The sequence below is a fragment of the Streptomyces xantholiticus genome (assembly GCF_014651015.1).
Classification (GTDB): Bacteria; Actinomycetota; Actinomycetes; order Streptomycetales; family Streptomycetaceae; genus Streptomyces; species Streptomyces xantholiticus.
The window spans coordinates 6,103-29,191 of the sequence record NZ_BMWB01000010.1; the positions used below are offsets into that span (position 1 = coordinate 6,103).

Genomic DNA, 23,089 nt, shown 5'->3' on the forward strand with positions numbered 1-23,089 from the left:
TCCGTCGGTTCGACGCCCGCCCGCAGCAGGCCGTAGGTGTAGGCGTCCTCCAGGGCCTGCCAGGACGCGGCGATGATGTTGTCCGCGACGCCGACGGTGGACCACTCGCCGGCGCCGTCGCCGGTCGTGATCAGCACACGGGTGGTCGAGCCGGTGCCGTGGCGGCCCTCGAGGATACGGACCTTGTAGTCGATCAGCTCCAGCTTCGCGAGCTGCGGGTAGATCTTCTCCAGCCCTACCCGCATCGCGCGGTCAAGGGCGTTGACCGGGCCGTTGCCCTCCGCGGTCGCGACGATCCGCTCGCCCTTCGCCCACAGCTTCACCGTGGCCTCGTTGGCGTGCGTGCCGTCGGGGCGGTCCTCGACGATCGCCCGCCAGGACTCGGTGCGGTAGTAGTGGCGGGCCCTGCCCTCCGCCTCCTCGCGCAGCAGCAACTCGAAGGAGGCGTCGGCGGCCTCGTACGTGTAGCCCTGGAGCTCGCGCTCCTTGACCCGCTCGACGACCCGGCCCACCAGCTCGCGGTCGCCGCCGAGGTCGATACCGAGCTCCTTGCCCTTCAACTCGATCGAGGCGCGGCCGGCCATGTCGGACACGAGCATCCGCATCGTGTTGCCGACGAGTTCGGGGTCGATGTGCTGGTACAGGTCCGGGTCGACCTTGATCGCGGAGGCGTGAAGCCCGGCCTTGTGCGCGAAGGCCGAGACTCCCACATAGGGCTGGTGGGTCGAGGGCGTCAGGTTGACGACCTCGGCGATCGCGTGCGAGACGCGGGTCATGTCCGCGAGCGCGCCGTCGGGCAGGACCTTCTTGCCGTACTTCAGCTCCAGCGCGGCGACGACCGGGAACAGGTTGGCGTTGCCGACGCGCTCGCCGTAGCCGTTCGCCGTGCACTGGACGTGCGTGGCGCCGGCGTCGACTGCGGCCAGCGTGTTGGCGACCGCGCAGCCGGTGTCGTCCTGGGCGTGGATGCCGAGGCGGGCGCCGGTGTCGGCGAGAACGGTCGAGACCACGGCCTGGACCTGGGCGGGGAGCATGCCGCCGTTGGTGTCGCACAGGATGACGACGTCGGCACCGGCCTCGTGCGCCGTCCGTACGACGGCCTTGGCGTACTCGGGATCGGCACGGTAGCCGTCGAAGAAGTGCTCGCAGTCGACGAACACCCGGCGGCCCTGCTCACGCAGGTACGAGACGGTGTCGCGGACCATCTCCAGGTTCTCGTCGAGCGTGGTACGCAGGGCGAGCTCGACATGGCGGTCGTGCGACTTGGCGACCAGCGTGATCACCGGGGCACCGGAGTCGAGAAGCGCCTTGACCTGCGGGTCCTCACTCGCCCTGGCGCCCGCGCGGCGGGTCGCGCCGAAGGCGACCAGCTGGGCGTTCCGGAAGGTGATCTCCTGCTGGGCGCGGGCGAAGAACTCGGTGTCCCTCGGGTTCGCGCCCGGCCAGCCGCCCTCGATGAAGCCCACGCCGAAGTCGTCGAGGTGCCGGGCGATGGTCAGCTTGTCCGCGACCGTGAGGTTGATGCCCTCACGCTGGGCGCCGTCGCGCAGGGTCGTGTCGAAGACATGGAAACTGTCGTCGACCTGCTGATCGTGGTCGCCTGCGGTGGTGGTCATGCTGTCCTGACTCCTGTCGGATGAGTGGCTCCGGAATGTCTGGCTCCACTTGCCCCCATCATCGCGCGCCGCTCGCCTTCGGCCGAGGGTGAGGCCGTAAAACGAAAAAACCCCTCGCGGGTGCGAGAGGTCTGCGCGCGGGTCTGGGGCACGGTGCCGCCTGCCGCGGGATTACTGTCCACGGGTCAGCGGTCACTGCGGACCGGCGCGCTGCTGCCGATAATCATGGCGAACGAGAGCACGGGGGCAGTCTGCCACAGCTTTATGGGGAGCTGGACGGGGATCTCACTATGTGGGCGATTGCGCCCGGGGGTTGGGGTTTGGCCTGCGGCGGGCCTGTTCCCCACCCCGCCCTCCCCCTGGCCCGGCGGCGTGGGAGGCCACCCACCAGCGGGCGCCGGGCCGCAGGGCGAGTTCGAGCACTGCCCGACGGGTCCCGGGCTTGCCCCCAGCAACGACCGAAGCACGGTACAGGCCCCGGACTTGCCCGGAGCACCGCTCTAAGGGCGCTCCGGGGCCCGGGGTTTGCCCCGGTTCGGGGAGGGCGGGGTGGGAACGGCCCGCCGCAGGCGCCGCTACCGCAGCAGCCCCTCCCGAAGGAATTCGCCCACGTGCATCAGCACCTGCTCGCGCCCCACCCCCGGTATGCCCACGGCGACATGCACGCTGAAGCCGTCCAGCAACGCTCGCAGCCTCGCCGCGAAGCGGTCGGGGTCCACCGCACGGAACTCGCCGCGGGAGACACCCTCGGCGAGGAGGGCGACCAGGTCGCGGTGCCAGGCGCCCTCGATCGCGGCCTGACGGCCGCGCATGTCGGCGTCGGCGTCCTGTGAGCGGTTCCAGACCTCGAGCCAGAGCGTCCAGTGGGGGTCACGCGGGCCGTCGGGGAGGTACAGGGCGACATACGCGTCGAGCCGTTCGCGGGCCGGCGCCTGCCGGGAGAGCAGCCCACCGCGCTCCAGGCCGAGGCGCCCCTCGCTCCACTCCAGGGTCTGCAGCAGCAGCTCGTCCTTGCTGCCGAAGTAGTAGAGGAGGTGCCCGCTGCTCATCCCGACCTGCCGGCCGAGACCGGCCATGGTCAGCCCGTCGAGCCCGCGCTCGGCGATGGTGGCCATGGCGGCGGCGAGCAGGGCCTCTCTCGGCGGTGCGGGCTGGTTGCGGCGTCGGGGGCCGGCGGGGCTGGTGCTGGTCACGTGTACGTTCTACCCGATCCCCCGTCGCCGGCGGCCCGTAGTTGTGAGGGTCGGACCCGCGGCTGCTGCTGCGTGATGCAGTGGATGCCGCCGCCGCCCGCGAAGATCGCCCGCGCGTCGACCAGTGTCACGGTCCGCTCGGGGAAGAGCCGTCGGAAGATGCCGGCCGCGATCTCGTCCCGGGGGTCGTCGAAGCCGCACAGCACCACGCCGCCGTTGCAGATGTAGTGGTTGATGTACGAGTAGTCGACCCATTCGCCCTCGTCGTCGACGAGGACCGTGGGGGCGGGGACCTCGACGACCTCCAGACGGCGGCCCTTGGCGTCCGTCTGGGCCGAGAGCAGGGCCACGTTGGCCTTGCACAGTTCGTGATCCGGGTGGGACGGGTCGGGCTGGGTGTGGACGACGACCACGCCCGGCCGGGCGAAGGCGGCGACGATGTCGACATGGCCGCGGGTCCCGTACGTCCCGTAGTCGCCGCTCAGGCCCCGCGGCAGCCAGATCGCCCTTCTCGTGCCGAGCCGTGCGTGGATCTCCGCCTCGACCTCGGCGCGGGTCCATTCGGGGTTGCGCTCGGGGCCGAGCTGGACCGTGTCGGTGAGCAGGACGGTGCCCTCGCCGTCGACGTGGACGGCACCGCCCTCGTTGACCAGCGGGGACGGGTGCACGGGGACGCCCGCGAGGTCCGCGACATGGCGGGCGATCTTGGAGTCGTGCTCCCAGCGAGCCCAGTCCGCGGCGCCCCAGCCGTTGAACACCCAGTCGACCGCGGCCAGTCGGGAGCCGTCGGTGACGAAGGTGGGGCCGATGTCGCGCATCCAGGCGTCGTCCAGGTCCCGTTCGACGATGTCGATGTCCGGGCCGAGGAGTTCGCGGGCGGAGCGTGACTGGCCCGGTCCGGCGATGACGGTCACCGGCTCGAAGCGCCGTACGGCGCGCGCCACCGAGGCCCAGGCGGCGCGGGCCTCGGTGAGTTCGGCGTCGTTGGTGAAGGTCGGGTTGGGGCCCGGCCAGGCCATCCAGGTGCGCTCGTGCGGGGCCCATTCGGGGGGCATCCGGAAGGTCATCGCAGGCATCCTCAGAGGAAGTAGAGGCGGTTCAGGGAGATCGACTCGGCGGGCTCGGAGCGGATCGGGTCACCGTCGAGCGTGACCAGACCCGTACGGCCGTCCACAAGGACGTCCCCGAGGCGGGAGTTGAGGAGCAGGTCGCGTGGGCCGATGCCGCGCGTGTCGCGTACGCCGACCCGGCGGCGCCGTGTCGGCATCAGGTCGGAGCCGAGGTCCACCGCGGCCTGTGCCACGAAGGCGACGGAGATGTCGGCCGGGGTCGCCCCGTACGCGCCGAACTGGGGGCCGAGGACGAGTGGTTCGCAGGTGTCCGTCGCCGCGTTCGGGTCGCCGACGACTCCGTACGCGGGGAAGCCGGACTTCAGCACCAGCTGCGGCTTGGCGCCGAAGAACTCCGGCCGCCACAGCACGATGTCGGCCATCTTGCCGACCTCGATCGAGCCGATCTCATGCGCGAGGCCATGGGCGAGGGCCGGGTTGATGGTCAGCTTCGCCATGTAGCGCAGGACACGTGCGTTGTCGTCGTGGGTGCCGTCGCCGTCCATCGGGCCGAGCTCTGCCTTCATCTTCCCGGCCATGGCGAAGGTGCGCCGTACCGTCTCACCCGCGCGTCCCATGCCCTGCGCGTCGGAGGAGGTGATGCCGATCGCGCCGAGGTCGTGCAGCACGTCCTCCGCGCCCATCGTCCCGGACCGGATCCGGTCACGGGCCATGGCGGCGTCACCGGGGAGGTCGGTCTTCAGGTCGTGGACGGAGACGATCATGCCGTAGTGCTCGGCGACGGCGTCCCGGCCGAAGGGCAGGGTGGGGTTGGTGGAGGAACCGATGACGTTCGGCACGCCCGCCATCTTGAGGACGTTCGGTACGTGCCCGCCGCCGCAGCCCTCGATGTGGAAGGCGTGGATCGTCCGGCCGTCGAGGACGCGCAGGGTGTCCTCGACCGACAGGCATTCGTTGAGGCCGTCGCTGTGCAGGGCGACCTGGACGTCGTGCTCCTCGGCGACCCTCAGCGCGGTGTCGAGGGCACGGGTGTGCGCGCCCATGTCCTCGTGCACCTTGAAGCCGGACGCGCCGCCCTCCGCGAGCGCCTCGACGAGCGGTGCGGGATCGGAGGACGAACCGCGGGCGAGGAAGCCGATGTTGACGGGCCAGGCGTCGAAGGCGTTGAAGGCGTGCTTCAGCGCCCAGGGAGAGTTGACGCCGACGCCCCACACGGGGCCGAACTCCTGGCCGATGACGGTGGTGACGCCGGAAGCGAGCGAGGCCTCCATGATCCGCGGGGAGAGCAGATGCACATGGGTGTCGACGGCGCCCGCGGTGGCGATCAGCCCCTCGCCGGAGACGATCGAGGTGCCGGTGCCGACGACGACGTCCACACCGTCGAGGGTGTCCGGGTTCCCGGCCCGACCGATGGCGTGGATGCGGCCCTCGCGGATCCCTACGGAGACCTTGCGGATGCCCTGGACGGCATCGATCACCAGCACGTTGCTGATGACGACGTCGCAGGTCTCGCGGACGGCGGCGGCCTTGAGGTGGAGGCCGTCGCGGGCGGTCTTGCCGAAGCCGGCCAGGAACTCGTCGCCGGGCTTCTGCGCGTCGGACTCGACCCTGACGACGAGGCCGGAGTCGCCGAGGACGACCCGGTCCCCGGCCCGGGGTCCGTGCACGGATGCGTACTCGTACGGGTCCATCAGTTCTCCTCCGCTCCGAGATAGCCGCAGGCCGCGGCCCTGCGCAGGGCTTCTTCCTTGGCTCCGGGTGCGTCCAGCGGGCCGTCCACCAGGCCGGCGAAGCCGATGGCGATCCGGTCGCCGCCGATGGGCAGCAGCCCGACCTCAACGTCACCGCCCGGGTCGAAGCGGACCGAGGCGCCGGCCGGGACGGCGAGCCGCATGCCGTACGCCACGGCGCGGTCGAACCGCAGCCGCGGGTTGGCCTCGAAGAAGTGGAAGTGCGAGGCGACGCTGACCGGCACGGTCGCGGTATTGCGCACGGTCAGCCGCGGCGCGGGCTCGGTGTCGGCGTAGCCGGGGCCGGGCAGCAGGGCTCCGGGGGCCGCACCGGGGGCGGCGGCGACGCCGCGGATGGGGTCGCAGACCACGGCAAGACGTGAGCCGTCGTCGAAGACCGCCTCCACATGGACCTCCGTCACCACCTCCGCGACGCCCGGGAGGACGTCGTCCGGTCCGAGGACCGAGCGGGCGGCCTCGATGGCCTCGGCGAGTCTGCGGCCGTCGCGGGCGGCCTCGCAGACGGTGTCCGCTATGAGTGCTGTCGCCTCGGGGACATTGAGCCGCAGGCCCCTGGTTCTGCGCGCCCGCGCCAGCTCGGCGGCGCCGAAGAGCAGCAGCCGGTCGCGCTCGGTCGGGGTCAGTCGCACGTCACACACCTCCACATTTGAGTGCCACTCTAACAATGGCCGACCTGGAACGAAACCATTGACTTCGCCGGGGGTATGACGCGCATTGAGCAGCGTTCAATTAGATCGCCACTCAAACTGCGAAGGCAGGGGCAGCCCATGCCGGTGGAACAGCGCGGAGTCGACACCGTCCCCGAAGCGGAGCGCACCAGCACTCCGCGCGATCTCATCGCCATCCTGCTGGGATCGAACCCCCCAGCTCTTCGGTACGTACACGGCGCTGGCGGCCCGCGCCGGACTCGACTACGCCGGGCCCCTGGTCGCCGCGTCCCCCGCCTGGTACCTCGTCCCGTTTGCTGGTCGCCGCCGCGGCCGGCTCGGTGGGCAACGCGGGGCTGATGCTCTACTCGATGGGCCTCGACCTCGACGCCATCCTGCCGCGCGCCACCCGCACCCGCGCCACCCTGGTGGTGGCCGTGGTGGCGACCGCTTTCGTCTTCGTCGGGCACTTCGCATGGGACGCACAGTCGGCCATGACCTCGTTCGTACTGCTGCTCACCGCGGTCGGCACGCCCTGGGCGGTGATCACGCTCATGGCGCACGTCCGCTGTGGCGGCACGTACGACGCGGAGGCACTGCAGGTCTACAACCGCCGTGCGCGGGGCGGCGCCTACTGGTTCCGGGCCGGCCGGCACCCGATGGCCACGCTCTCGTGGGCGCTCGGCGCCGCAGTGGGACTGGCGTCCGTCGCCACCCCGCTCCACGAGGGGCCGCTGCTCGCCCTGGCCGGCGGGGTGGACTGCAGCTTCGTACTGTCGGGCCTGGTGGGCGGTGTCGCGTACGCGGCGCTCCGCGAGCGGGCGGCACGGACGACCGCGCCGGAGGGTCCGGTGACCGAGCCCGCGGTGCCGTGACCACGGTCGCGTGGCCGCTGGGCCGGGCCTGTACCGCCGGCGATCGAGGCGCCGGGCTCGGGCGGAGCCCGTGCACGGGTCCTGTGGCCCCTGCCGCCGGCGCGTTGGGAAGGGAGCCCGGTTCGGGAAGGCGGGAGACAGCTCCGCGCAGCGGCCCGGCCGTCAAGGCGTGCGCGGCGCGGCCGGACACGGCGCGGCCCGCCCGGGACGGGCCGCGCAACCGTTCGCCGAGGCCGTCAGGCCAGTTCGTGCATCCAGCCGTGGATGTCCTCGCCGGTGCCCGTCTGGATGTCGAGGAGCGCCTTGCGCAGCCTCATGGTGACCTCACCCGGCTGCCCGCCGGACTGCGTCCACTCGCCGCGCGCCGACTTCACCAGGCCGACCGGGGTGATCACCGCGGCCGTGCCACAGGCGAAGACCTCCTTGAGCGTGCCGTTCTCGGTGTCGGCCTGCCACTGGTCGATGGAGACGCGGCCCTCCTCCGACCCGTAGCCGAGGTCCTTGGCCAGGGTGAGGAGCGAGTCACGGGTGATGCCCGCGAGCAGCGAGCCGGTGAGCTCGGGAGTGACGATCTTGAGGTCTCCGCCGGGGCCGGTCTCGTAGACGAAGTACAGGTTCATGCCGCCCAGTTCCTCGACCCACTTGTGCTCGACGGCGTCGAGGTAGGCGACCTGGTCGCAGCCCTTCTGCGCGGCCTCGGCCTGGGCGAGGAGGGACGCGGCGTAGTTGCCACCGGTCTTGGCGTCGCCCATGCCGCCGGGGACGGCGCGGACGCGGTCCTCGGAGAGCCAGATCGAGACGGGCTTGACGCCGCCCGGGAAGTAGGCGCCGGCCGGGGAGGCGATGACGAGGAAGAGGTACTCGTTGGCCGGCTTCACACCGAGGCCGACCTCGGTCGCGATCATGAACGGACGGAGGTAGAGGGACGCTTCGCCGCCGTGGGCCGGAACCCACGCCTTGTCCTGCTGGACCAGCGCGTCACAGGCGGCGATGAAGGTGTCGACCGGCAGCTCGGGCATCGCGAGACGGCGGGCGGACCGCTGGAAGCGCTCGGCGTTGGCCTCGGGACGGAAGGTTGCGACGGAACCGTCGGGGCGGCGGTACGCCTTGAGGCCCTCGAAGATCTCCTGCGCGTAGTGCAGGGTCATGTTGGCCGGGTCGATGGACAGCGGCCCGTACGGAACGAGCTGGCCGTCGTGCCAGCCACGCCCCTCCGTCCACTTGATCGTCACCATGTGGTCGGTGAAGTGGCGGCCGAATCCCGGATTGGCCAGGATCGCCTCGCGCTCCGCGTCGGACAGCGGGTGCGAGGAGGGCTTGAGCTCGATCGTGGGCGTCGTCATGAGTGCAGTGTCCTTCACCGGTTGTTGTGACGGACCGCGCTCACGCCGACTGCTTGGACGTCCGAGCATCGCCGTGTGCCACGGCCCACGCACGATTATCGCCCGTGGGTGACCGTGCAGAAAACGGCGTGAATTGCGGCCCAGGATTCGATGGTGGCACCCGGGGGCCGCACAGGAAAAGCCGCCGGGCGCGGTGGGAGATGCGACCCGGCGGCTTCTGGGGGTGTCCGGGGACGCCCCCGGAATGGTTCTTCCGGCGGGTCAGCTCGCTACTCGTACCGCGAGCGCGTCGCCGATCTCGTCCGTCGTGCGGACTGCCTCGGGAGTGCGGCCCGCCAGGTCGGCGGCGACCACGTCCTCGATCCGGACGGCCTCGCTCTCGTACCCCAGGTGCCGCAGCAGGAGGGCGACGGAGAGGATGGTCGCGGTGGGGTCGGCCTTGCCGGTGCCCGCGATGTCGGGCGCGGAGCCGTGCACAGGCTCGAACATCGACGGGAACTCGCCCGTCGGGTTGATGTTGCCGGACGCCGCGAGGCCGATGCCGCCGGTCACGGCAGCGGCGAGGTCGGTGAGGATGTCGCCGAAGAGGTTGTCGGTGACGATGACGTCGAAGCGCTCCGGCTGGGTGACGAAGAAGATCGTCGCGGCGTCGACGTGCAGGTAGTCGGTGGTGACCTCGGGGTACTCCTGGCCGACCTTGTCGAAGATGTTCTTCCACATGTGGCCCGCGTACACGAGGACATTGTTCTTGTGGACGAGCGTCAGCTTCTTACGGGGGCGGGAGTTGGCCCGCTCGTACGCGTCGCGGACGACGCGCTCCACACCGTAGGCCGTGTTGAGGCTGACCTCGGTGGCGACCTCGGCGGGCGTGCCGGTGCGCAGGGAGCCGCCGTTGCCCGTGTACGGGCCCTCGGTGCCCTCACGGACGACGACGAAGTCGATGTCCGGGCGGCCGGCCAGCGGGGTGGCCGTGTTCGGGAACAGCTTCGACGGACGCAGGTTGACGTAGTGGTCGAAGGCGAACCGCAGTTTCAGCAGCAGACCGCGCTCCAGCACACCGGACGGCACCGACGGGTCGCCGATGGCGCCGAGGAGGATCGCGTCGTGCTTCTTGAGGGAGTCGAGCTCCGCGTCGGGGAGAGTCTCTCCGGTGCGGTGCCAGCGCTGGGCGCCGAGGTCGTACTCCTTGGTCTCCAGCTTCACATCCTGAGGCAGGACCGCGGCAAGGACCTTCAGGCCCTGCGCCACGACCTCCTGGCCGATGCCGTCACCGGGGACAACTGCGAGATTGATGCTGCGAGACATGTCGGCACCCTACTCCCCGTCCCAGCCATTGACATGACACGTCCACCATGTGGACCACTCGACGGGGCGGCGTCCGGGGCCCAGCGGACTCAGTGCCCGGTGGAACCGCCGTTGTCACGGCGGTCGAGGGCACGCTGCAGGGCCGCGGCGGCGTTCCTGCGGTCGGACTCGCTGGTGCGGGAGGCGTGGCGGACCCGGCGGACGGTCACAGCGGTCATGATGATCGACTCCTTGAGATCAGAAGAGATTTCGAGGCGCCGGAAGGGGCGGGGAGCAGTGCCGCAGGGGTTGCCTGCCAAGCGCACGGGCTCACGACCGCCATTCGCTGGATCGAGCGAGACGTTCGGCTCCTACAAAGTTAGGACAGCTCGGTCTGTCTGTCTCCACAATTACTCGGACTTCCTACTATCTGAGACGCGATCACCGCGGCCCGGTGAGGGCTGGGTAGTTCAGCCAACTAGATTGCATTCCTACCTAGCTGGTGGTGCAATACAGCCATGGCCGCAGACCGCAGATCCAGCTGGCTCAAGGGTGTACTCGACCTGCTCGTCCTGTCCTGTCTCACCGCCGGTGAGAGCTACGGCTACGAGATCTCCAGGGCACTCGCCGAAGCGGGACTGGGGCAGATCAAGGGCGGGACTCTGTACCCGGTGCTCAACCGGCTCGAGCAAGCCGGGCTCGTGGTGGGCGAGTTCAGGGCCGCCGAGCGCGGGCCCGGGCGCCGCTACTACCGCCTCACCGACAAGGGGCGGGAGCATCTGGGCGCCGAGAGCGGGGCCTGGCTCGACTTCCACACGGCCGTCAGGAACAAGCTGTCCGCAGGGGGAACACCATGACCACCGACGACACCGGCTACTTCGAGGAACTCGCCTCCGCGCTGCGCGCGGCCCAGGTCCCCGAGGAGCAGACCGCCGCGACCGTCGCGGACCTGACCGCCTATCTGGCGGAGACGGGCACCGCGCCCGAGGAGGAGTTCGGTCCGGCAGCCGCCTTCGCCGCACAACTGGGCGCCGCCGCCCCCGCGGTGACCGGGCCACCCGGCGAGGCGGAGACCTGGACGTGGACGGCCGACATCTACAACGACCGCCGACTGCTCGCGGTCCACGGCGACCACGGCTGGGAGGTGGAACGCCTGGACGCACTCGGCCGGTTCGTGTGCCGGCGCACCCCCCGCACCGCGCTCCGCTGGGAGTACCGCCGTGAGATCGTCGGCGGCCGGCGCGAGGAGGTACTCGGCCGACTCGTCCCCGAGGGCTGGGAGCCGTGCGGCGAGTGGTTCTTCTACGCGTATTTCAAACGCCCCAAGGCGGCGAGCGCGGGCCCGGCCGCACTCGACACACTGCCGGCGCGGCCGGTGCGGTCGTGGTACATCGGCGTCAAGGGGTGGACCGTCAGTGCGGGGTGGCTGGTGGCCGTGGTGCTGATCCTGGTCGCGTACTACAGCCGCCACGTGGACTTCGCGATCGCGTTCCCGGTGTTGCTGGCGGGGACGTTCGGCATGACGTACTGGGTCAGGCGCACGGTGGCCAGGAGCAGCGACCCGGCGACCTGACGGGCGTTTTCCCTTCCCCGCCGCTTTCCGGACCGGGCTGGAGGACACCGCGCGAAGCTCGGTACGGGTCCTGGTGCCACCCCCACGCCGCCAGGCGCAGGAGTCCGAGGTTCGGGAAGGGGGCGGGAAAGGGGCGGGCTCCGCGCAGCGGCCCCGCCGCCCCCCTCCACGGCGCGGACGCTCAGAACCTGCCGCCGGTGAGGCGGGAGAGAGGGCCGCGCCGGCGCAGGCCGGCCCTGCGGCCCAGCGCGTACGAGCCGGCCACCGCGGTGGCGACACCCGTACCCGCCCCGGCCACCATGGCCTTGCGCGCCTTGACGAGGGTCCACACCGTCCCGGCCTTGCCGACGGTCGCGCCCGCCACGGCGGAGGCTGCGTGCTGGACGGTCCGGGCCGCCGATGCGGCCTTCTCGGTGGCCGCCCCGCCGATGCCCTGGGCGACTTCCCCGGTACGGCGAGCGGCGTCCTGCGCCTTGGCGGACGTCTTGGCCGGCGCGTCGGCAGCGGCCCGGGCCCCTGTCTGCGCGGCGGCGGTCGCCTTCTTCGTCGTACGTGCCTGTGTCGTCTTCTTCTCGGTCTCAGCCATGCCGTTCGGGTATCCGCCCTCGCCGTCCGCAAACTGAGTCCCTGTCACGGCGCGTCGACGGCCCACTCCCGTTTTCACCGTGACCCCCCGGGCATCCGCGTACCGGAGGTGGCCCATGAACGCACGTACGATGACGCTCCGCGGCCGGGCGGGTGCCCGGCGGGTGGCGAATGGCTCCGTCGTCGAATCGGCCGCGCGCTGGGGGTTCGCGGCGCGGGGAGTGATCTACCTGCTCGTCGGGGTGCTCGCCCTGCACATCGCCTTCGGCGACGGCGGCCGGCAGGCCGACCGGGGCGGTGCTCTCGCCGAACTGTCCGAGCAGCCGTTCGGCTCCCTGCTGCTGTGGACGCTGGGGGCCGGACTGGTCGGCATGGCGCTGTGGCGACTGTCGGAGGCGCTGTTCGAACCGGGCGGAGCCGATGACCACAAGATGGGCAAGCGCCTGCTGTCGGTGGGGCGTTGCCTCTTCTACGCGTTCGTCGCCTACTCGGTCCTGGCGTTCGCCGCGGGCGAGAGCGGGAGCGGCTCGAGCGACAAGCAGTCCCAGGACGTGACGGCCCGGGCGCTGGAACTGCCGGCCGGGCAGTGGATCGTCGGCGTGGCCGGTGCCGGCGTGGTCGTCGCCGGTGGCTGGGTGGCCGTGCGCGCGGCGCTGCGCAAGTACGGCAAGCATCTCAAGCGGGGCGCCATGTCCCGCCGGGCACGGCGGTTCGTCGACGTGACCGGTGTCGGCGGCGGCGTGGCGCGTGGCTTGCTGTTCGCGGCTGTCGGCGTGTTCGTGGTGCGTGCCGCGATCTCCTACGAGCCGGACCGGGTGAAGGGCTTCGACGACACGCTGCGCTCGTTCGCCGGGACCCCGGCCGGTCCGTGGCTGCTGGTGCTGGTCGCCGCCGGTCTGGTGCTGTTCGGCTTCTTCTCGTTCTGCATGGCCCGCTGGCGCCGGGTTTGAACGAGGCAGCGCGCCGGCGCCGGGGCCGAGCGGGGCAGGAGGAGTGCGCGAGGCGCCGCAGTGCGGCGGTCACACGGAAGCCGCCCCCGTTCCGGCGTGGGGGCCGGGACGGGGGCGGAGCCTTGGGGCGACTGGTCGGTCAGCCCATGTGCGGGTACGTGTAGTCCGTCGGCGGGACCAGCGTCTCCTTGATGGCGCGGGTCAGCGTCCAGCGCATCAGGTTCTGCGGGGCGCCCGCCTTGTCGTTGGTGCCGGAGGCACGGCCGCCGCCGAAGGGCTGCTGGCCGACGACGGCGCCGGTCGACTTGTCGTTGATGTAGAAGTTGCCCGCCGCGTAGCGGAGCTTGTCCATCGCGTCGGACGCGGCGGCCCGGTCGCCGGCGATGATCGAGCCGGTCAGGGCGTACGCCGACACCGACTCCATCTGCTCCAGCATCTCCTCGTACTTGTCGTCCTCGTAGACGTGGACGGCGAGGATCGGGCCGAAGTACTCGGTGGTGAACACCTCGTTGTCGGCGTCGGAGCACTCGATGACGGTCGGGCGGACGAAGTAGCCCGTCGAGTCGTCGTAGCTGCCGCCCGCGACGATCGTGCAGGTGGGGTCGTCCTTCGCCCGGTCGATGGCGGCCTTGTTCTTGGCGAAGGCGCGCTCGTCGATCACGGCGCCGATGAAGTTCGTCAGGTCGGTGACGTCACCCATCCTGATGGCGTCGACCTCGGCGGCGAACTCCTCCTTGAAGCCGGAGTTCCAGATCGAGGCGGGGACGTACGCGCGCGAGGACGCGGAGCACTTCTGGCCCTGGAACTCGAACGAGCCACGGGTCAGCGCGGTCTTGAGCACACCGCGCTCGGCGCTCGGGTGGGCGACGACGAAGTCCTTGCCGCCCGTCTCGCCGACGATCCGCGGGTAGGAGCGGTACTTCTCGATGTTGTTGCCGACCGTCTTCCACAGGTGCTGGAAGGTCTTGGTGGAGCCGGTGAAGTGGATGCCGGCGAGCATCGGGTGCTCGAGGGCGACCTCGGAGACGGCGATGCCGTCACCGGTCACCAGGTTGATGACGCCCTTGGGGAGACCGGCCTCCTCCAGGAGCTGCATCAGCAGCACGGCGGCGTGGGTCTGCGTCGGGGACGGCTTCCAGACGACGACGTTGCCCATGAGCGCGGGCGCCGTCGGCAGGTTGCCGGCGATGGCGGTGAAGTTGAACGGGGTGATCGCGTAGACGAAGCCCTCGAGCGGGCGGTGGTCGAGGCGGTTCCACACGCCCGGCGAGTTGGCCGGGGGCTGCTCGGCGAGCAGGTCGCGGGCGTACTTGACGTTGAAGCGCCAGAAGTCGACGAGCTCGCACGGGGTGTCGATCTCGGCCTGCTGGACGGTTTTCGACTGGCCGAGCATGGTGGAGGCGGCCAACGTCTCGCGCCACGGGCCGGCCAGCAGTTCGGCGGCGCGCAGGATGATCGCGGCCCGGTCGTCGAAGGACATCGCGCGCCAGGCCGGCGCGGCGGCGAGGGCGGCGTCGATCGCGTCCTGGGCGTCCTGCTGGGTGGCGGCGGCGAAGGTGCCGATCACGGCCTTGTGGTTGTGCGGCTGTACGACGTCGAAGCGCTCGCCGCCACCCATCCGCTTCACTCCGCCGATCGTCATCGGCAGCTCGATCGGGTTCTCGGCCAGCTCCTTGAGCTTGGCCTCGAGGCGGGCGCGCTCGGGCGAACCGGGGGCGTAGCCGTGCACCGGCTCGTTGAGCGGGGCGGGGACCTGGGTCACGGCGTCCATGAGATACCTCTTCCGAGTGAATCGCTGACTTCAGTCGGGAGGAACTGAAGTACTGGCATATGTGGGGTCGCGGTCAGGGCTTCACCGTCACGAGCGCGCTTCGGCGGGTGAGTGAGAAGCCTCAAGGGGCAAAGTCACGGATTCCGTTCCTCCTTCGGGGGGACAGAGCGAACGGTCCGGCACAGCCGGTCGGAGAGCGGTGGTCTCGCCACCAGGATGCGCCTGGGTGGCGACAGCCACCGTTCACCCCCTCGTCAGGATCGACCGGGCGAAGAAGCGCAGGTTGGCCGGCTTCTCTGCGAGGCGGCGCATGAAGTAGCCGTACCAGTCGGTGCCGTAGGCGGTGTAGACGCGCATCCGGTGACCCTCGGCCGCGAGCCGGAGCTGCTCGTCGCTCCGGATGCCGTACAGCATCTGGAACTCGTACTCGTCGAGCTTCCGGCCGGCCCGGTGGGCCAGGTCCTGGGTGATGGCGATCAGACGCGGGTCGTGCGACCCGATCATCGGGTAGCCGTCGCCCTCCATCAGGATCTTGAGGATGCGGACGAACGCCTTGTCGATCTCGGCCTTGTCCTGGTACGCGACGGAGGCGGGCTCCTTGTACGCGCCCTTCACGATACGGACGCGGCTGCCGGCCTCGGACAGGCGTCGGGCGTCGTCCTCGGTGCGGAAGAGGTAGGCCTGGATCACGCAGCCGGTTCGCGGGAAGTCCTTGCGGAGCTCCTCGTGGATGGCAAACATCGAATCGAGGGTGGTGTGGTCCTCGGCATCCAGCGTAACCGTCGTACCGATGGCCGCAGCGGCCTCGACGACCGGGCGGACGTTGGCGAGGGCCAGTTCGTGGCCCCCCTCGAGCGCCTGGCCGAACATGGAGAGCTTGACCGACATCTCGGCCTTCGTGCCGAGGCGGAGGTCCGCCAGGTGCTGGATCAGCTCGAGGTAGGCGTCGCGGGCGGCGGTGGCCTGCTCGGGGGTGGTGATGTCCTCGCCGACGACGTCGAGGGTGACCTCGAGGCCCTTGGCCGCGGCGTCCTTGACGATGGGGACGACCTGCTCGACCGTCTCACCGGCGATGAACCGGGCGACGACCTGCTTGGTCCCCGGGGCCGCCGACACGAAACGGCGCATCTTGTCGCTGCGCGAAGCGGCGAGGATCACGGGACCCAGCACGGGCACCTCCACGGGACAGATGTTGGAGTGGCCGAACCGAAAGCTGACGGAAACGGCACGGAGAACCACCCTGAACCTAAGGATCGCGCCGGGCCGCTGCTATCGACAGCTGTCACGCATCAGTGGCCCGGATCTCAGACATATGTCTGAAGGGTGCGAGAATGGGGGCGTGAAGGGCGACTACCAGGATCTGGTCGACGAGATCTCCGCGCTGCTGGCCACGCCGGCGACGCTGGAGAACCGCGACTTCGGTCTGATCGCGTTCGGCGCGCACGACAGCGACGACGACGCCGCGATGGACCCCGTCCGCACCCGTTCGATCCTGACCCGGAAGTCCACTCCGGCGGTGCGCGCCTGGTTCGAGGGCTTCGGCATCACCCGTGCGACCGGCCCGGTCCGCATCCCCGCGGCCCCGGAGGCGGGCGTCTTCCGCGACCGGATCTGTCTGCCCGTGCGGCACCGGGGCGTCGCCCTCGGGTACGTATGGCTGCTCGACGCGGACCCGGGACCGTCCGCCGCCCAGCTGGCGGCCGCGATGGAGGTCGCCGACCGGATCGGCATCCTGCTCGCGGACGAGGAACGGGCCGGCGCCGATCTCTCGCGGGAGCTGCGGGCGGTGCTGACGGCCGAGCGGGGCTGGCAGTACGACATGGCGGTGACGGAGCTGGGCACCGAACTGGGTGCGGACGCGGAGGGCGTACACCTCCTGGTGTGTGTGACCCCCTGGACCGCCGAGGACGCTCCCTCGATGCGCGCACTGCCGGGGACCGCGGCGCTGTGCACGGTGCCGCTGCCGTCACCGGGGCCCGAGGGTGCGGGCACACCGCCCGGCTCCGTCGGCGCCGTGCCCGCGGAGGCCGCCGCGCCGCCGACCGGGCCGATCGCCGTGGCCGCGCTGGTCCGGCTGCGTTCCGCCGGCAACCCGGCTCCCGCGGAGACGGTCGCCGCCCGACTGCGGTTTGCCGCCGCGGGCGGAATGTCCGACGTGCCGGACCCGGGGGCGGCCGGGCCGTGGGCCGGTGCCGCCGCGGGTCTGGCCACGCCCCGGCGCGGCCTCGGTGCGCTCGGCAGCGCCTGGCGGGAAGCGGTGTCGGCCGCGCGGGCAGCGCGGGCGGAGGCGCGGCTCGGGCCGGTCGCCCACTGGGCGGACCTCGGGCCGTACCGCCTGCTGACTGCTCTGCCCGCACAGGCCGCCGACGACCCCGCGGTGCGGGAGCTGCTGGCCCCCTCCCACACGGAACTGGCCCGTACCGCCGAGGTGTTCCTCGACTGCGCGGGCCAGGCGGGCCGCACGGCCGCGACGCTGGGCATCCACCGCCAGACGCTGTACTACCGGCTCTCGCGCGTCGAACAGCTCACCGGCCTGGACCTCGGCGACGGCGAGCACCGGCTGCTGCTGCACATGGCCCTCAAGAGCATCCGGTTGTGACGACCGCCCGGCTATGACCCCTCGCCGGCCGCCTTCAAGACCCGCCGCAGCCCCTCGGCGAGCTCGTCCCCGCGCGTCGCGGTCGCCGGGTCGAAGGTCCACTGCGCGATGAGGCCCATCATCAGCGTCATGTAGAACTTGCCGAGCGTGTTGACGTCCTCGTCGGGTACGTCGGCCTCCTCGCCCCCCATGAGCATGGGGATGATGCCGCGCGCGCCTTCTCGCTGGGCCTTGGCCAGGTGATCGCGCACGGCGGGAAGCTGGTCGCCCATGGCCACGATCTCCATGCTCAGGCGCCACAGGGAATCCGGCCCGGACATGGTGCCGATGATGTTCGTCCACACCTCCTGGAAGCGCTCCAGCGAACCGGGCCGCGTGCCCGTCGTCGCCCGTTCCGTGGCATCGAACTCGTCGGAGACGCCTTCGACCATTGCGACGTAGGCCTCGGCGAGCAGGGCGTCCTTCGAGCCGTAGTGGTAGCCGATCGACGCCAGGTTCGTCCCCGACTCATTGACGATGTCCCGTGCCGTGGTGCGCACGAAGCCCTTGTCCAGCAGGCAGCGCTTCGCACCCTCGAGCAGATCCTCGCGATGTCCCATGTCAGCAGCGTACCGGCCGGCCATACGACCGTCCCATACTGTCGTTTAATACAGTTGTCATAGACAGACGTCCTATACGGCCGTACATTGCTCTGCATGACACATCCCACCTCCGTGCCGCTCGCCGGACGCCGTGAATGGACCGCCTTCGTCGTCCTGCTGCTGCCGCTCCTGCTGGTCTCCATGGACGTCTCCGTCCTCTACTTCGCGATCCCCTCGATCAGCCGGGAGCTGGACCCGAGCAGTACCCAGCAACTGTGGATCTTCGACATCTACGCCTTCGCCCTCGCGGGCCTGCTCATCACCATGGGCTCGCTCGGCGACCGCATCGGCCGCCGCAGGCTGCTGCTCCTCGGGGCCGCCGCGTTCGGGACGGCCTCCGCCTGCGCCGCATACGCGCAGAGCGCCGAAATGCTCATCGCGGCGCGGGCGTTGCTCGGTATCGGCGGGGCCACCCTGATGCCCTCGACGATGGCCCTCGTCCGCAACATGTTCCGCAACGACGCCCAGCGCACCAAGGCGATCGGTATCTGGTCCGGAGCCATGGCGGGTGGCATCGCGCTCGGGTCGGTGCTCGGCGGCGTGCTGCTGGAGCACTTCTGGTGGGGCTCGGTCTTCCTGATCAACGTGCCCGCGATGGTGCTTCTGCTGGCGTTGGCGCCCGTGCTCGTGCCGGAGTTCAAGGACCCCGCACCGGGCCGGTTCGACCTGCTGAGCGTGCCGCTGTCGATGGGCGCGGTGCTCCCCGTCGTCTACGGCCTCAAGGAGATCGCCGCCGAGGGTTATGGCACGCTCCCTGCCCTGTGCGTGACGGGCGGCCTGGCCGTCGGCCACGTCTTCGTACGACGGCAGCGGACGCGAGACGACGCGATGATCAGCCGTGAGCTGTTCCGCGGGCGCGGCTTCGGGGCGGGTGTCGCGCTCAACAGCGTCGCGATGTTCGCGATGATGGGCTCCGCGTACTTCACGACGCAGTATCTGCAGTCGGTCCTCGGCCTGGGGGCCATGGAGGCCGCGCTGTGGAGCGTCGTCCCCTCGGTGGCCGTGGGCGCCGCCGCGCCCGCCGCCGGTGCGGCCGCGCTGCGGCTGGGCCGGGCGCCGGTGATCACGGCCGGGTTCCTCGTGGGAGCGGGCGGGTACGGGGTGCTGGCCATGACCGGCACCGACTCGATGGCCGTCCTGCTGACCGGTGCCGCCGTCATCGGCTGCGGCATCGTGGCAGTGGCGGCCACGGTCTCCGACATGGCGCTCGCCGCCGCGCCCCCGGAGAAGGCGGGCTCTGCGGCGTCGGTGCTGGAGACGGGGCAGGAGTTCGGCGGCGCGCTGGGGATGGCCTTCCTCGGCAGCCTCGGCACGGCGGTCTACCGCCGGGAGGTCACCGACGGCGCCCCCTCCGGCCTGCCGGACCTCGCCCTGGACACGGCGCGCGAGACGCTCGGCGGCGCGGGCGTGGTCGCCGGCCGCCTGCCGGACGCGGCAGGCGAATCACTGCTGGCGGCTGCGCGCGACGCCTTCGTGAGCGGCATGCACGCGGCCGCGGTGGGGGGCGCGGCGGTCCTCGTCGTTGCAGCGGTGGTGGCAGTGGTCGGGCTGCGTGGGCCGTCGGGGCGGCGGGCGGCGGGCGCTCCGGCGGGGTGCAAGCGGGAGCGGGAGTCGGTGGGGGCACGGTAGGTGGGGCGGGGCGGGAACAGGCCCGCCGCAGGCGTACCGCCCCCGCACACGGCGAAGGGCCCGGGGGAACCGGGCCCTTCGCGGTGCGTTGGAGGTGGGACGTCAGTCAGTCAGGTTCACGGAGCGGGCCGACGTCGCGCCGATCTCCTCCGCGATCTCGTTCAGCACCGCCGGCGGCACGGTGTCGTCCACCGTCAGGACGACGAGCGCCTCGCCGCCCTCCTCCGCGCGCGACACCTGCATGCCCGCGATGTTGAGACCGGCCTCGCCGAGGATGCGGCCGACGGTGCCGACGACACCCGGACGGTCCTCGTAGCGGAGCACGACCATGTGGTCGGCGAGCGCCAGGTCGACGTCGTGCTCGCCGATGCCAACGATCTTCTGGAGGTGCTTGGGTCCGGCCAGCGTGCCGGAGACCGCGACCTCCTCCCCGTCGGAGAGCGTGCCGCGCACGGTGACGACGTTCCGGTGGTCCGGGGACTCGGAGCTGGTGGTGAGGCGGACCTCGACGCCGCGCTCCTGTGCGAACAGCGGCGCGTTGACGTACGAGACCGTCTCGTCGACGACGTCCTCGAAAACGCCCTTGAGCGCGGACAGTTCGAGCACCTTGACATCGTGCTGGGTGATCTCGCCGTAGACCTCGACGTCGAGGCGGACGGCGACCTCGCCCGTGAGCGCGGTGAAGATGCGGCCGAGCTTCTCGGCGAGCGGCAGACCGGGCCGCACGTCCTCGGCGATGACACCGCCCTGGACGTTGACCGCGTCGGGGACCAGCTCGCCGGCGAGGGCGAGGCGGACCGAGCGGGCGACGGCGATACCGGCCTTCTCCTGGGCCTCGTCCGTGGACGCGCCGAGGTGCGGGGTGCAGACGACCTGGTCGAGCTCGAAGAGCGGGGAGTCGGTGCAGGGCTCCTTCGCGTACACGTCGAGGCCCGCGCCGGCGACCCGGCCCTCCTTGAGCGCCGAGTACAGGGCCTCCTCGTCGACGATCCCGCCGCGGGCGGCGTTGACGATGCGCACGGCCGGCTTGACCTTGTGCAGCGCCTCGTCGCCGATCAGGCCCAGCGTCTCCGGCGTCTTCGGCAGGTGGACGGTGATGAAGTCGGAGACCTCGAGCAGTTCGTCGAGCGAGAGCAGCTTGACGCCCATCTGCGCGGCGCGCGCGGGCTGCACATAGGGGTCGTACGCGACGATCTTCATGCCGAAGGCGGACATGCGCTGCGCGACCAGGACGCCGATGCGCCCGAGGCCGACGACACCGAGGGTCTTCTCGCTGAGCTCGACGCCCGTGTACTTGGAGCGCTTCCACTCGCCGTTCTTGAGGGCGGTGTTGGCCTGGGGGATGTTGCGCGCGGTGGCGACGAGCAGGCCGCAGGCGAGCTCGGCGGCGGTGACGATGTTGGACGTCGGGGCGTTGACGACCATCACGCCGGCCTTGGTGGCGGCGGACACGTCCACGTTGTCCAGGCCCACACCGGCGCGCGCGACGACGCGCAGCTTCTTGGCGGCGGCGACGGCCTCGGCGTCGACCTTGGTGGCCGAGCGGACCAGGATCGCGTCGACGTCGGCGATCGCAGGAATGAGCTCCGCACGGTCGGCGCCGTTGCAGTGCCGGATCTCGAAGTCCGGGCCCAGCGCGTCGACGGTGGCGGGCGACAGCTCTTCAGCGATGAGTACGACAGGTTTCGAGCTCACGTGAGTCCTCACATGTCCGGTGCAGACGGCCGTCCCGACGGCCGCAGCGGTGGAGGGGGCTAGCCGCGTGGAAGACGCACGACACTGTGGGCCTGACGCGTGTATTGATGAGTGTAGTGGTGTCGCACGGTGCGTCTTGCGCCTCCGTGGCAGGATCACTCGTCCGTGGCTGGACGAAGTGGAGAAGCGGTCCGGCATACGGGTGAGGGGGCCGCGGACCGGCCCCCTCACCCCGAGGATCACGCCTCGTCGTTGTCGACCCAGCTCATGAGCTTGCGCAGCTCCTTGCCGGTGGTCTCGAGCAGGTGCTCGGAGTCCTGGGTCTTGTACTCGTTGTACTTCTTCAGACCGCCGTGGTACTCGTCCATCCAGTTCTTGGCGAAGGTGCCGTCCTGGATCTCGGCGAGGACCTTCTTCATCTCGGCCTTGGTGGCGTCGGTGATGATCCGCGGGCCGGTGACGTAGTCGCCCCACTCGGCGGTCTCGGAGACCGACCAGCGCATCTTCTCCAGGCCGCCCTCGTACATGAGGTCCACGATCAGCTTCAGCTCGTGGAGGCACTCGAAGTAGGCGATCTCCGGCTGGTAGCCGGCCTCGGTCAGGGTCTCGAAGCCCGCCTTGACCAGCGCCGCGGTGCCGCCGCAGAGCACGGCCTGCTCGCCGAACAGGTCGGTCTCGGTCTCTTCCTTGAACGTCGTCTTGATGACGCCCGCGCGGGTGCCGCCGATGCCCTTGGCGTACGACAGCGCCAGGTCGAAGGCCTTGCCGGTGGCGTCCTGCTCGACGGCCGCGATGCACGGGACGCCGCGGCCCTCCTCGTACTGGCGGCGGACCAGGTGGCCCGGGCCCTTCGGGGCGACCATGGCGACGTCGACACCGGCCGGCGGCTTGATGAAGCCGTAGCGGACGTTGAGGCCGTGGCCGAAGAACAGGGCGTCGCCGTCCTTCAGGTTGTCCTTGACGGACTCCTCGTAGACCTGGGCCTGGATCGGGTCCGGGACCAGGATCATGATGACGTCGGCCTCGGCGGCGGCCTCGGCGGGCGTCACCACGCGCAGGCCCTGCTCCTCGGCCTTTGCCTTGGACTTGGAGCCCTCGTGCAGACCGACGCGGACGTCGACACCCGAGTCACGCAGCGACAGCGCATGGGCGTGGCCCTGGCTGCCGTAGCCGATGACCGCGACCTTGCGGTTCTGGATGATGGACAGGTCGGCGTCGTCGTCGTAGAACAGCTCGGCCACTGGGATTCTCCTTGGAATGCTGATGTTGCGTCCCACCGTACGGCGGGAATGGGCGGTGAAGTCTCGGGGTCTCGCCAGGCGAGAAGGCCCGCTATGCGGAACGGTCCAGGGCGCGCAGCGACCGGTCCGTGATGGAGCGGGCGCCACGCCCTATGGCGATCGTGCCGGACTGGACGAGCTCCTTGATGCCGAACTGCTCGAGCATCTTCAGCATCGCCTCGAGCTTGTCACTCGATCCGGTGGCCTCGATGGTGACGGCCTCGGGCGAGACGTCGACGGTCTTGGCGCGGAACAGCTGGACGATCTCGACGATCTGGGAGCGTGTCTCGTTGTCGGCGCGGACCTTCACCAGCACGAGCTCGCGCTGGATCGCGGCACCGGGCTCGAGCTCGACGATCTTCAGAACGTTGACCAGCTTGTTGAGTTGCTTGGTCACCTGCTCGAGCGGCAGGTCCTCGACACCCACCACGATGGTGATGCGCGAGATGTCGGGGTGCTCGGTGACACCGACCGCGAGCGAGTCGATGTTGAAGCCGCGGCGGGAGAACAGCGCGGCGATCCGGGCCAGGATGCCGGGGGTGTTCTCGACCAGGACCGAGAGCGTGTGCTTGGACATGTTTCTTATC

At 70.7% G+C, this 23,089-nt stretch carries 20 protein-coding genes and 1 pseudogene; 6 read left to right on the forward strand and 15 right to left on the reverse strand.

The genetic code is table 11. The annotated features are described in order from the left end of the window. The 5 genes from cimA to ureA form a co-directional block, all read right to left on the reverse strand. Positions 1-1,616, reverse strand: a 1,616-nt coding sequence (gene cimA, locus IE198_RS16935) for a citramalate synthase (RefSeq protein WP_189887315.1), incomplete at its 3' end; no start/stop codon positions are given. Between the two features lie 575 nt (positions 1,617-2,191). Further along, positions 2,192-2,746, reverse strand: coding sequence for a TetR/AcrR family transcriptional regulator (locus tag IE198_RS16940; RefSeq protein ID WP_189887610.1), 555 nt, complete (start codon positions 2,744-2,746; stop codon positions 2,192-2,194). Positions 2,747-2,805: 59 nt separating this feature from the next. Further along, positions 2,806-3,876, reverse strand: a complete 1,071-nt coding sequence (locus IE198_RS16945; protein ID WP_189887317.1) for an agmatine deiminase family protein — start codon at positions 3,874-3,876, stop codon at positions 2,806-2,808. An 11-nt stretch (positions 3,877-3,887) separates the two neighbouring features. Next, positions 3,888-5,570: an urease subunit alpha gene (locus tag IE198_RS16950; protein ID WP_189887319.1), complete on the reverse strand. Its 1,683-nt coding sequence runs from the start codon at positions 5,568-5,570 to the stop codon at positions 3,888-3,890. After that, on the reverse strand, positions 5,570-6,259 hold the full coding sequence (gene ureA, locus IE198_RS16955) for an urease subunit gamma (RefSeq protein ID WP_189887321.1): 690 nt from the start codon (positions 6,257-6,259) through the stop codon (positions 5,570-5,572). Before ureA ends, IE198_RS16950 begins: the two co-directional genes overlap by 1 nt. Positions 6,260-6,491: 232 nt before the next feature. Between ureA and IE198_RS16960 the strand changes: the two are divergent. Further along, positions 6,492-7,152 (forward strand): annotated as a pseudogene (locus IE198_RS16960) (cytosine permease); the annotation flags it as partial. A 236-nt stretch (positions 7,153-7,388) separates the two neighbouring features. On the opposite strand, the gene IE198_RS16965 reads toward IE198_RS16960, so the two are convergent. From IE198_RS16965 to IE198_RS36135, 3 genes are all read right to left on the reverse strand, one after another. After that, positions 7,389-8,495, reverse strand: coding sequence for a branched-chain amino acid aminotransferase (locus IE198_RS16965; protein ID WP_189887323.1), 1,107 nt, complete (start codon positions 8,493-8,495; stop codon positions 7,389-7,391). Between the two features lie 261 nt (positions 8,496-8,756). Further along, positions 8,757-9,800 (reverse strand): 3-isopropylmalate dehydrogenase, encoded by a 1,044-nt coding sequence (locus tag IE198_RS16970; protein ID WP_189887325.1) that lies wholly within the window; start codon positions 9,798-9,800, stop codon positions 8,757-8,759. An 89-nt stretch (positions 9,801-9,889) separates the two neighbouring features. After that, positions 9,890-10,018, reverse strand: coding sequence for a hypothetical protein (locus IE198_RS36135; protein ID WP_100109322.1), 129 nt, complete (start codon positions 10,016-10,018; stop codon positions 9,890-9,892). 279 nt (positions 10,019-10,297) lie between these two features. On the opposite strand from IE198_RS36135, the gene IE198_RS16975 reads away from it, so the two are divergent. Both IE198_RS16975 and IE198_RS16980 read left to right on the forward strand, forming a co-directional pair. Next, a complete protein-coding gene (locus IE198_RS16975; protein ID WP_189887327.1) occupies positions 10,298-10,636 on the forward strand; it encodes a PadR family transcriptional regulator in 339 nt (112 codons plus the stop codon). Then, positions 10,633-11,352, forward strand: coding sequence for a hypothetical protein (locus IE198_RS16980; RefSeq protein WP_189887329.1), 720 nt, complete (start codon positions 10,633-10,635; stop codon positions 11,350-11,352). Before IE198_RS16975 ends, IE198_RS16980 begins: the two co-directional genes overlap by 4 nt. Positions 11,353-11,533: 181 nt before the next feature. On the opposite strand, the gene IE198_RS16985 is transcribed toward IE198_RS16980, so the two are convergent. After that, on the reverse strand, positions 11,534-11,938 hold the full coding sequence (locus IE198_RS16985; RefSeq protein ID WP_189887331.1) for a hypothetical protein: 405 nt from the start codon (positions 11,936-11,938) through the stop codon (positions 11,534-11,536). 115 nt (positions 11,939-12,053) lie between these two features. On the opposite strand from IE198_RS16985, the gene IE198_RS16990 reads away from it, so the two are divergent. Next, entirely contained in the window at positions 12,054-12,887 is an 834-nt protein-coding gene (locus IE198_RS16990) for a DUF1206 domain-containing protein (protein WP_189887333.1), read from the forward strand. A gap of 139 nt (positions 12,888-13,026) precedes the next feature. Here the strand turns inward: IE198_RS16990 and pruA are convergent, their stop codons facing one another. Both pruA and IE198_RS17000 read right to left on the reverse strand, forming a co-directional pair. Continuing rightward, on the reverse strand, positions 13,027-14,658 hold the full coding sequence (gene pruA / locus IE198_RS16995) for an L-glutamate gamma-semialdehyde dehydrogenase (protein ID WP_189887335.1): 1,632 nt from the start codon (positions 14,656-14,658) through the stop codon (positions 13,027-13,029). A 243-nt stretch (positions 14,659-14,901) separates the two neighbouring features. Further along, complete coding sequence (locus IE198_RS17000) at positions 14,902-15,828, reverse strand: proline dehydrogenase family protein (RefSeq protein ID WP_189887612.1); 927 nt, start codon at positions 15,826-15,828, stop codon at positions 14,902-14,904. 169 nt (positions 15,829-15,997) lie between these two features. On the opposite strand from IE198_RS17000, the gene IE198_RS17005 reads away from it, so the two are divergent. Then, positions 15,998-17,257: a helix-turn-helix domain-containing protein gene (locus IE198_RS17005; RefSeq protein ID WP_189887337.1), complete on the forward strand. Its 1,260-nt coding sequence runs from the start codon at positions 15,998-16,000 to the stop codon at positions 17,255-17,257. Positions 17,258-17,268: 11 nt separating this feature from the next. Here the strand turns inward: IE198_RS17005 and IE198_RS17010 are convergent, their stop codons facing one another. Continuing rightward, entirely contained in the window at positions 17,269-17,856 is a 588-nt protein-coding gene (locus IE198_RS17010) for a TetR/AcrR family transcriptional regulator (RefSeq protein WP_189887339.1), read from the reverse strand. A 96-nt stretch (positions 17,857-17,952) separates the two neighbouring features. On the opposite strand from IE198_RS17010, the gene IE198_RS17015 reads away from it, so the two are divergent. Next, on the forward strand, positions 17,953-19,527 hold the full coding sequence (locus IE198_RS17015) for an MFS transporter (protein WP_229834027.1): 1,575 nt from the start codon (positions 17,953-17,955) through the stop codon (positions 19,525-19,527). 102 nt (positions 19,528-19,629) lie between these two features. On the opposite strand, the gene serA is transcribed toward IE198_RS17015, so the two are convergent. The 3 genes from serA to ilvN form a co-directional block, all read right to left on the reverse strand. After that, positions 19,630-21,222, reverse strand: a complete 1,593-nt coding sequence (gene serA / locus IE198_RS17020; protein WP_189887341.1) for a phosphoglycerate dehydrogenase — start codon at positions 21,220-21,222, stop codon at positions 19,630-19,632. Between the two features lie 239 nt (positions 21,223-21,461). Further along, the gene (ilvC, locus tag IE198_RS17025) at positions 21,462-22,463 is read right to left on the reverse strand and encodes a ketol-acid reductoisomerase (RefSeq protein ID WP_189887343.1); all 1,002 of its coding nucleotides are present in this window, start codon (positions 22,461-22,463) and stop codon (positions 21,462-21,464) included. A gap of 91 nt (positions 22,464-22,554) precedes the next feature. After that, positions 22,555-23,079: an acetolactate synthase small subunit gene (gene ilvN, locus IE198_RS17030; RefSeq protein WP_100109313.1), complete on the reverse strand. Its 525-nt coding sequence runs from the start codon at positions 23,077-23,079 to the stop codon at positions 22,555-22,557. Positions 23,080-23,089: the final 10 nt, after the last annotated feature.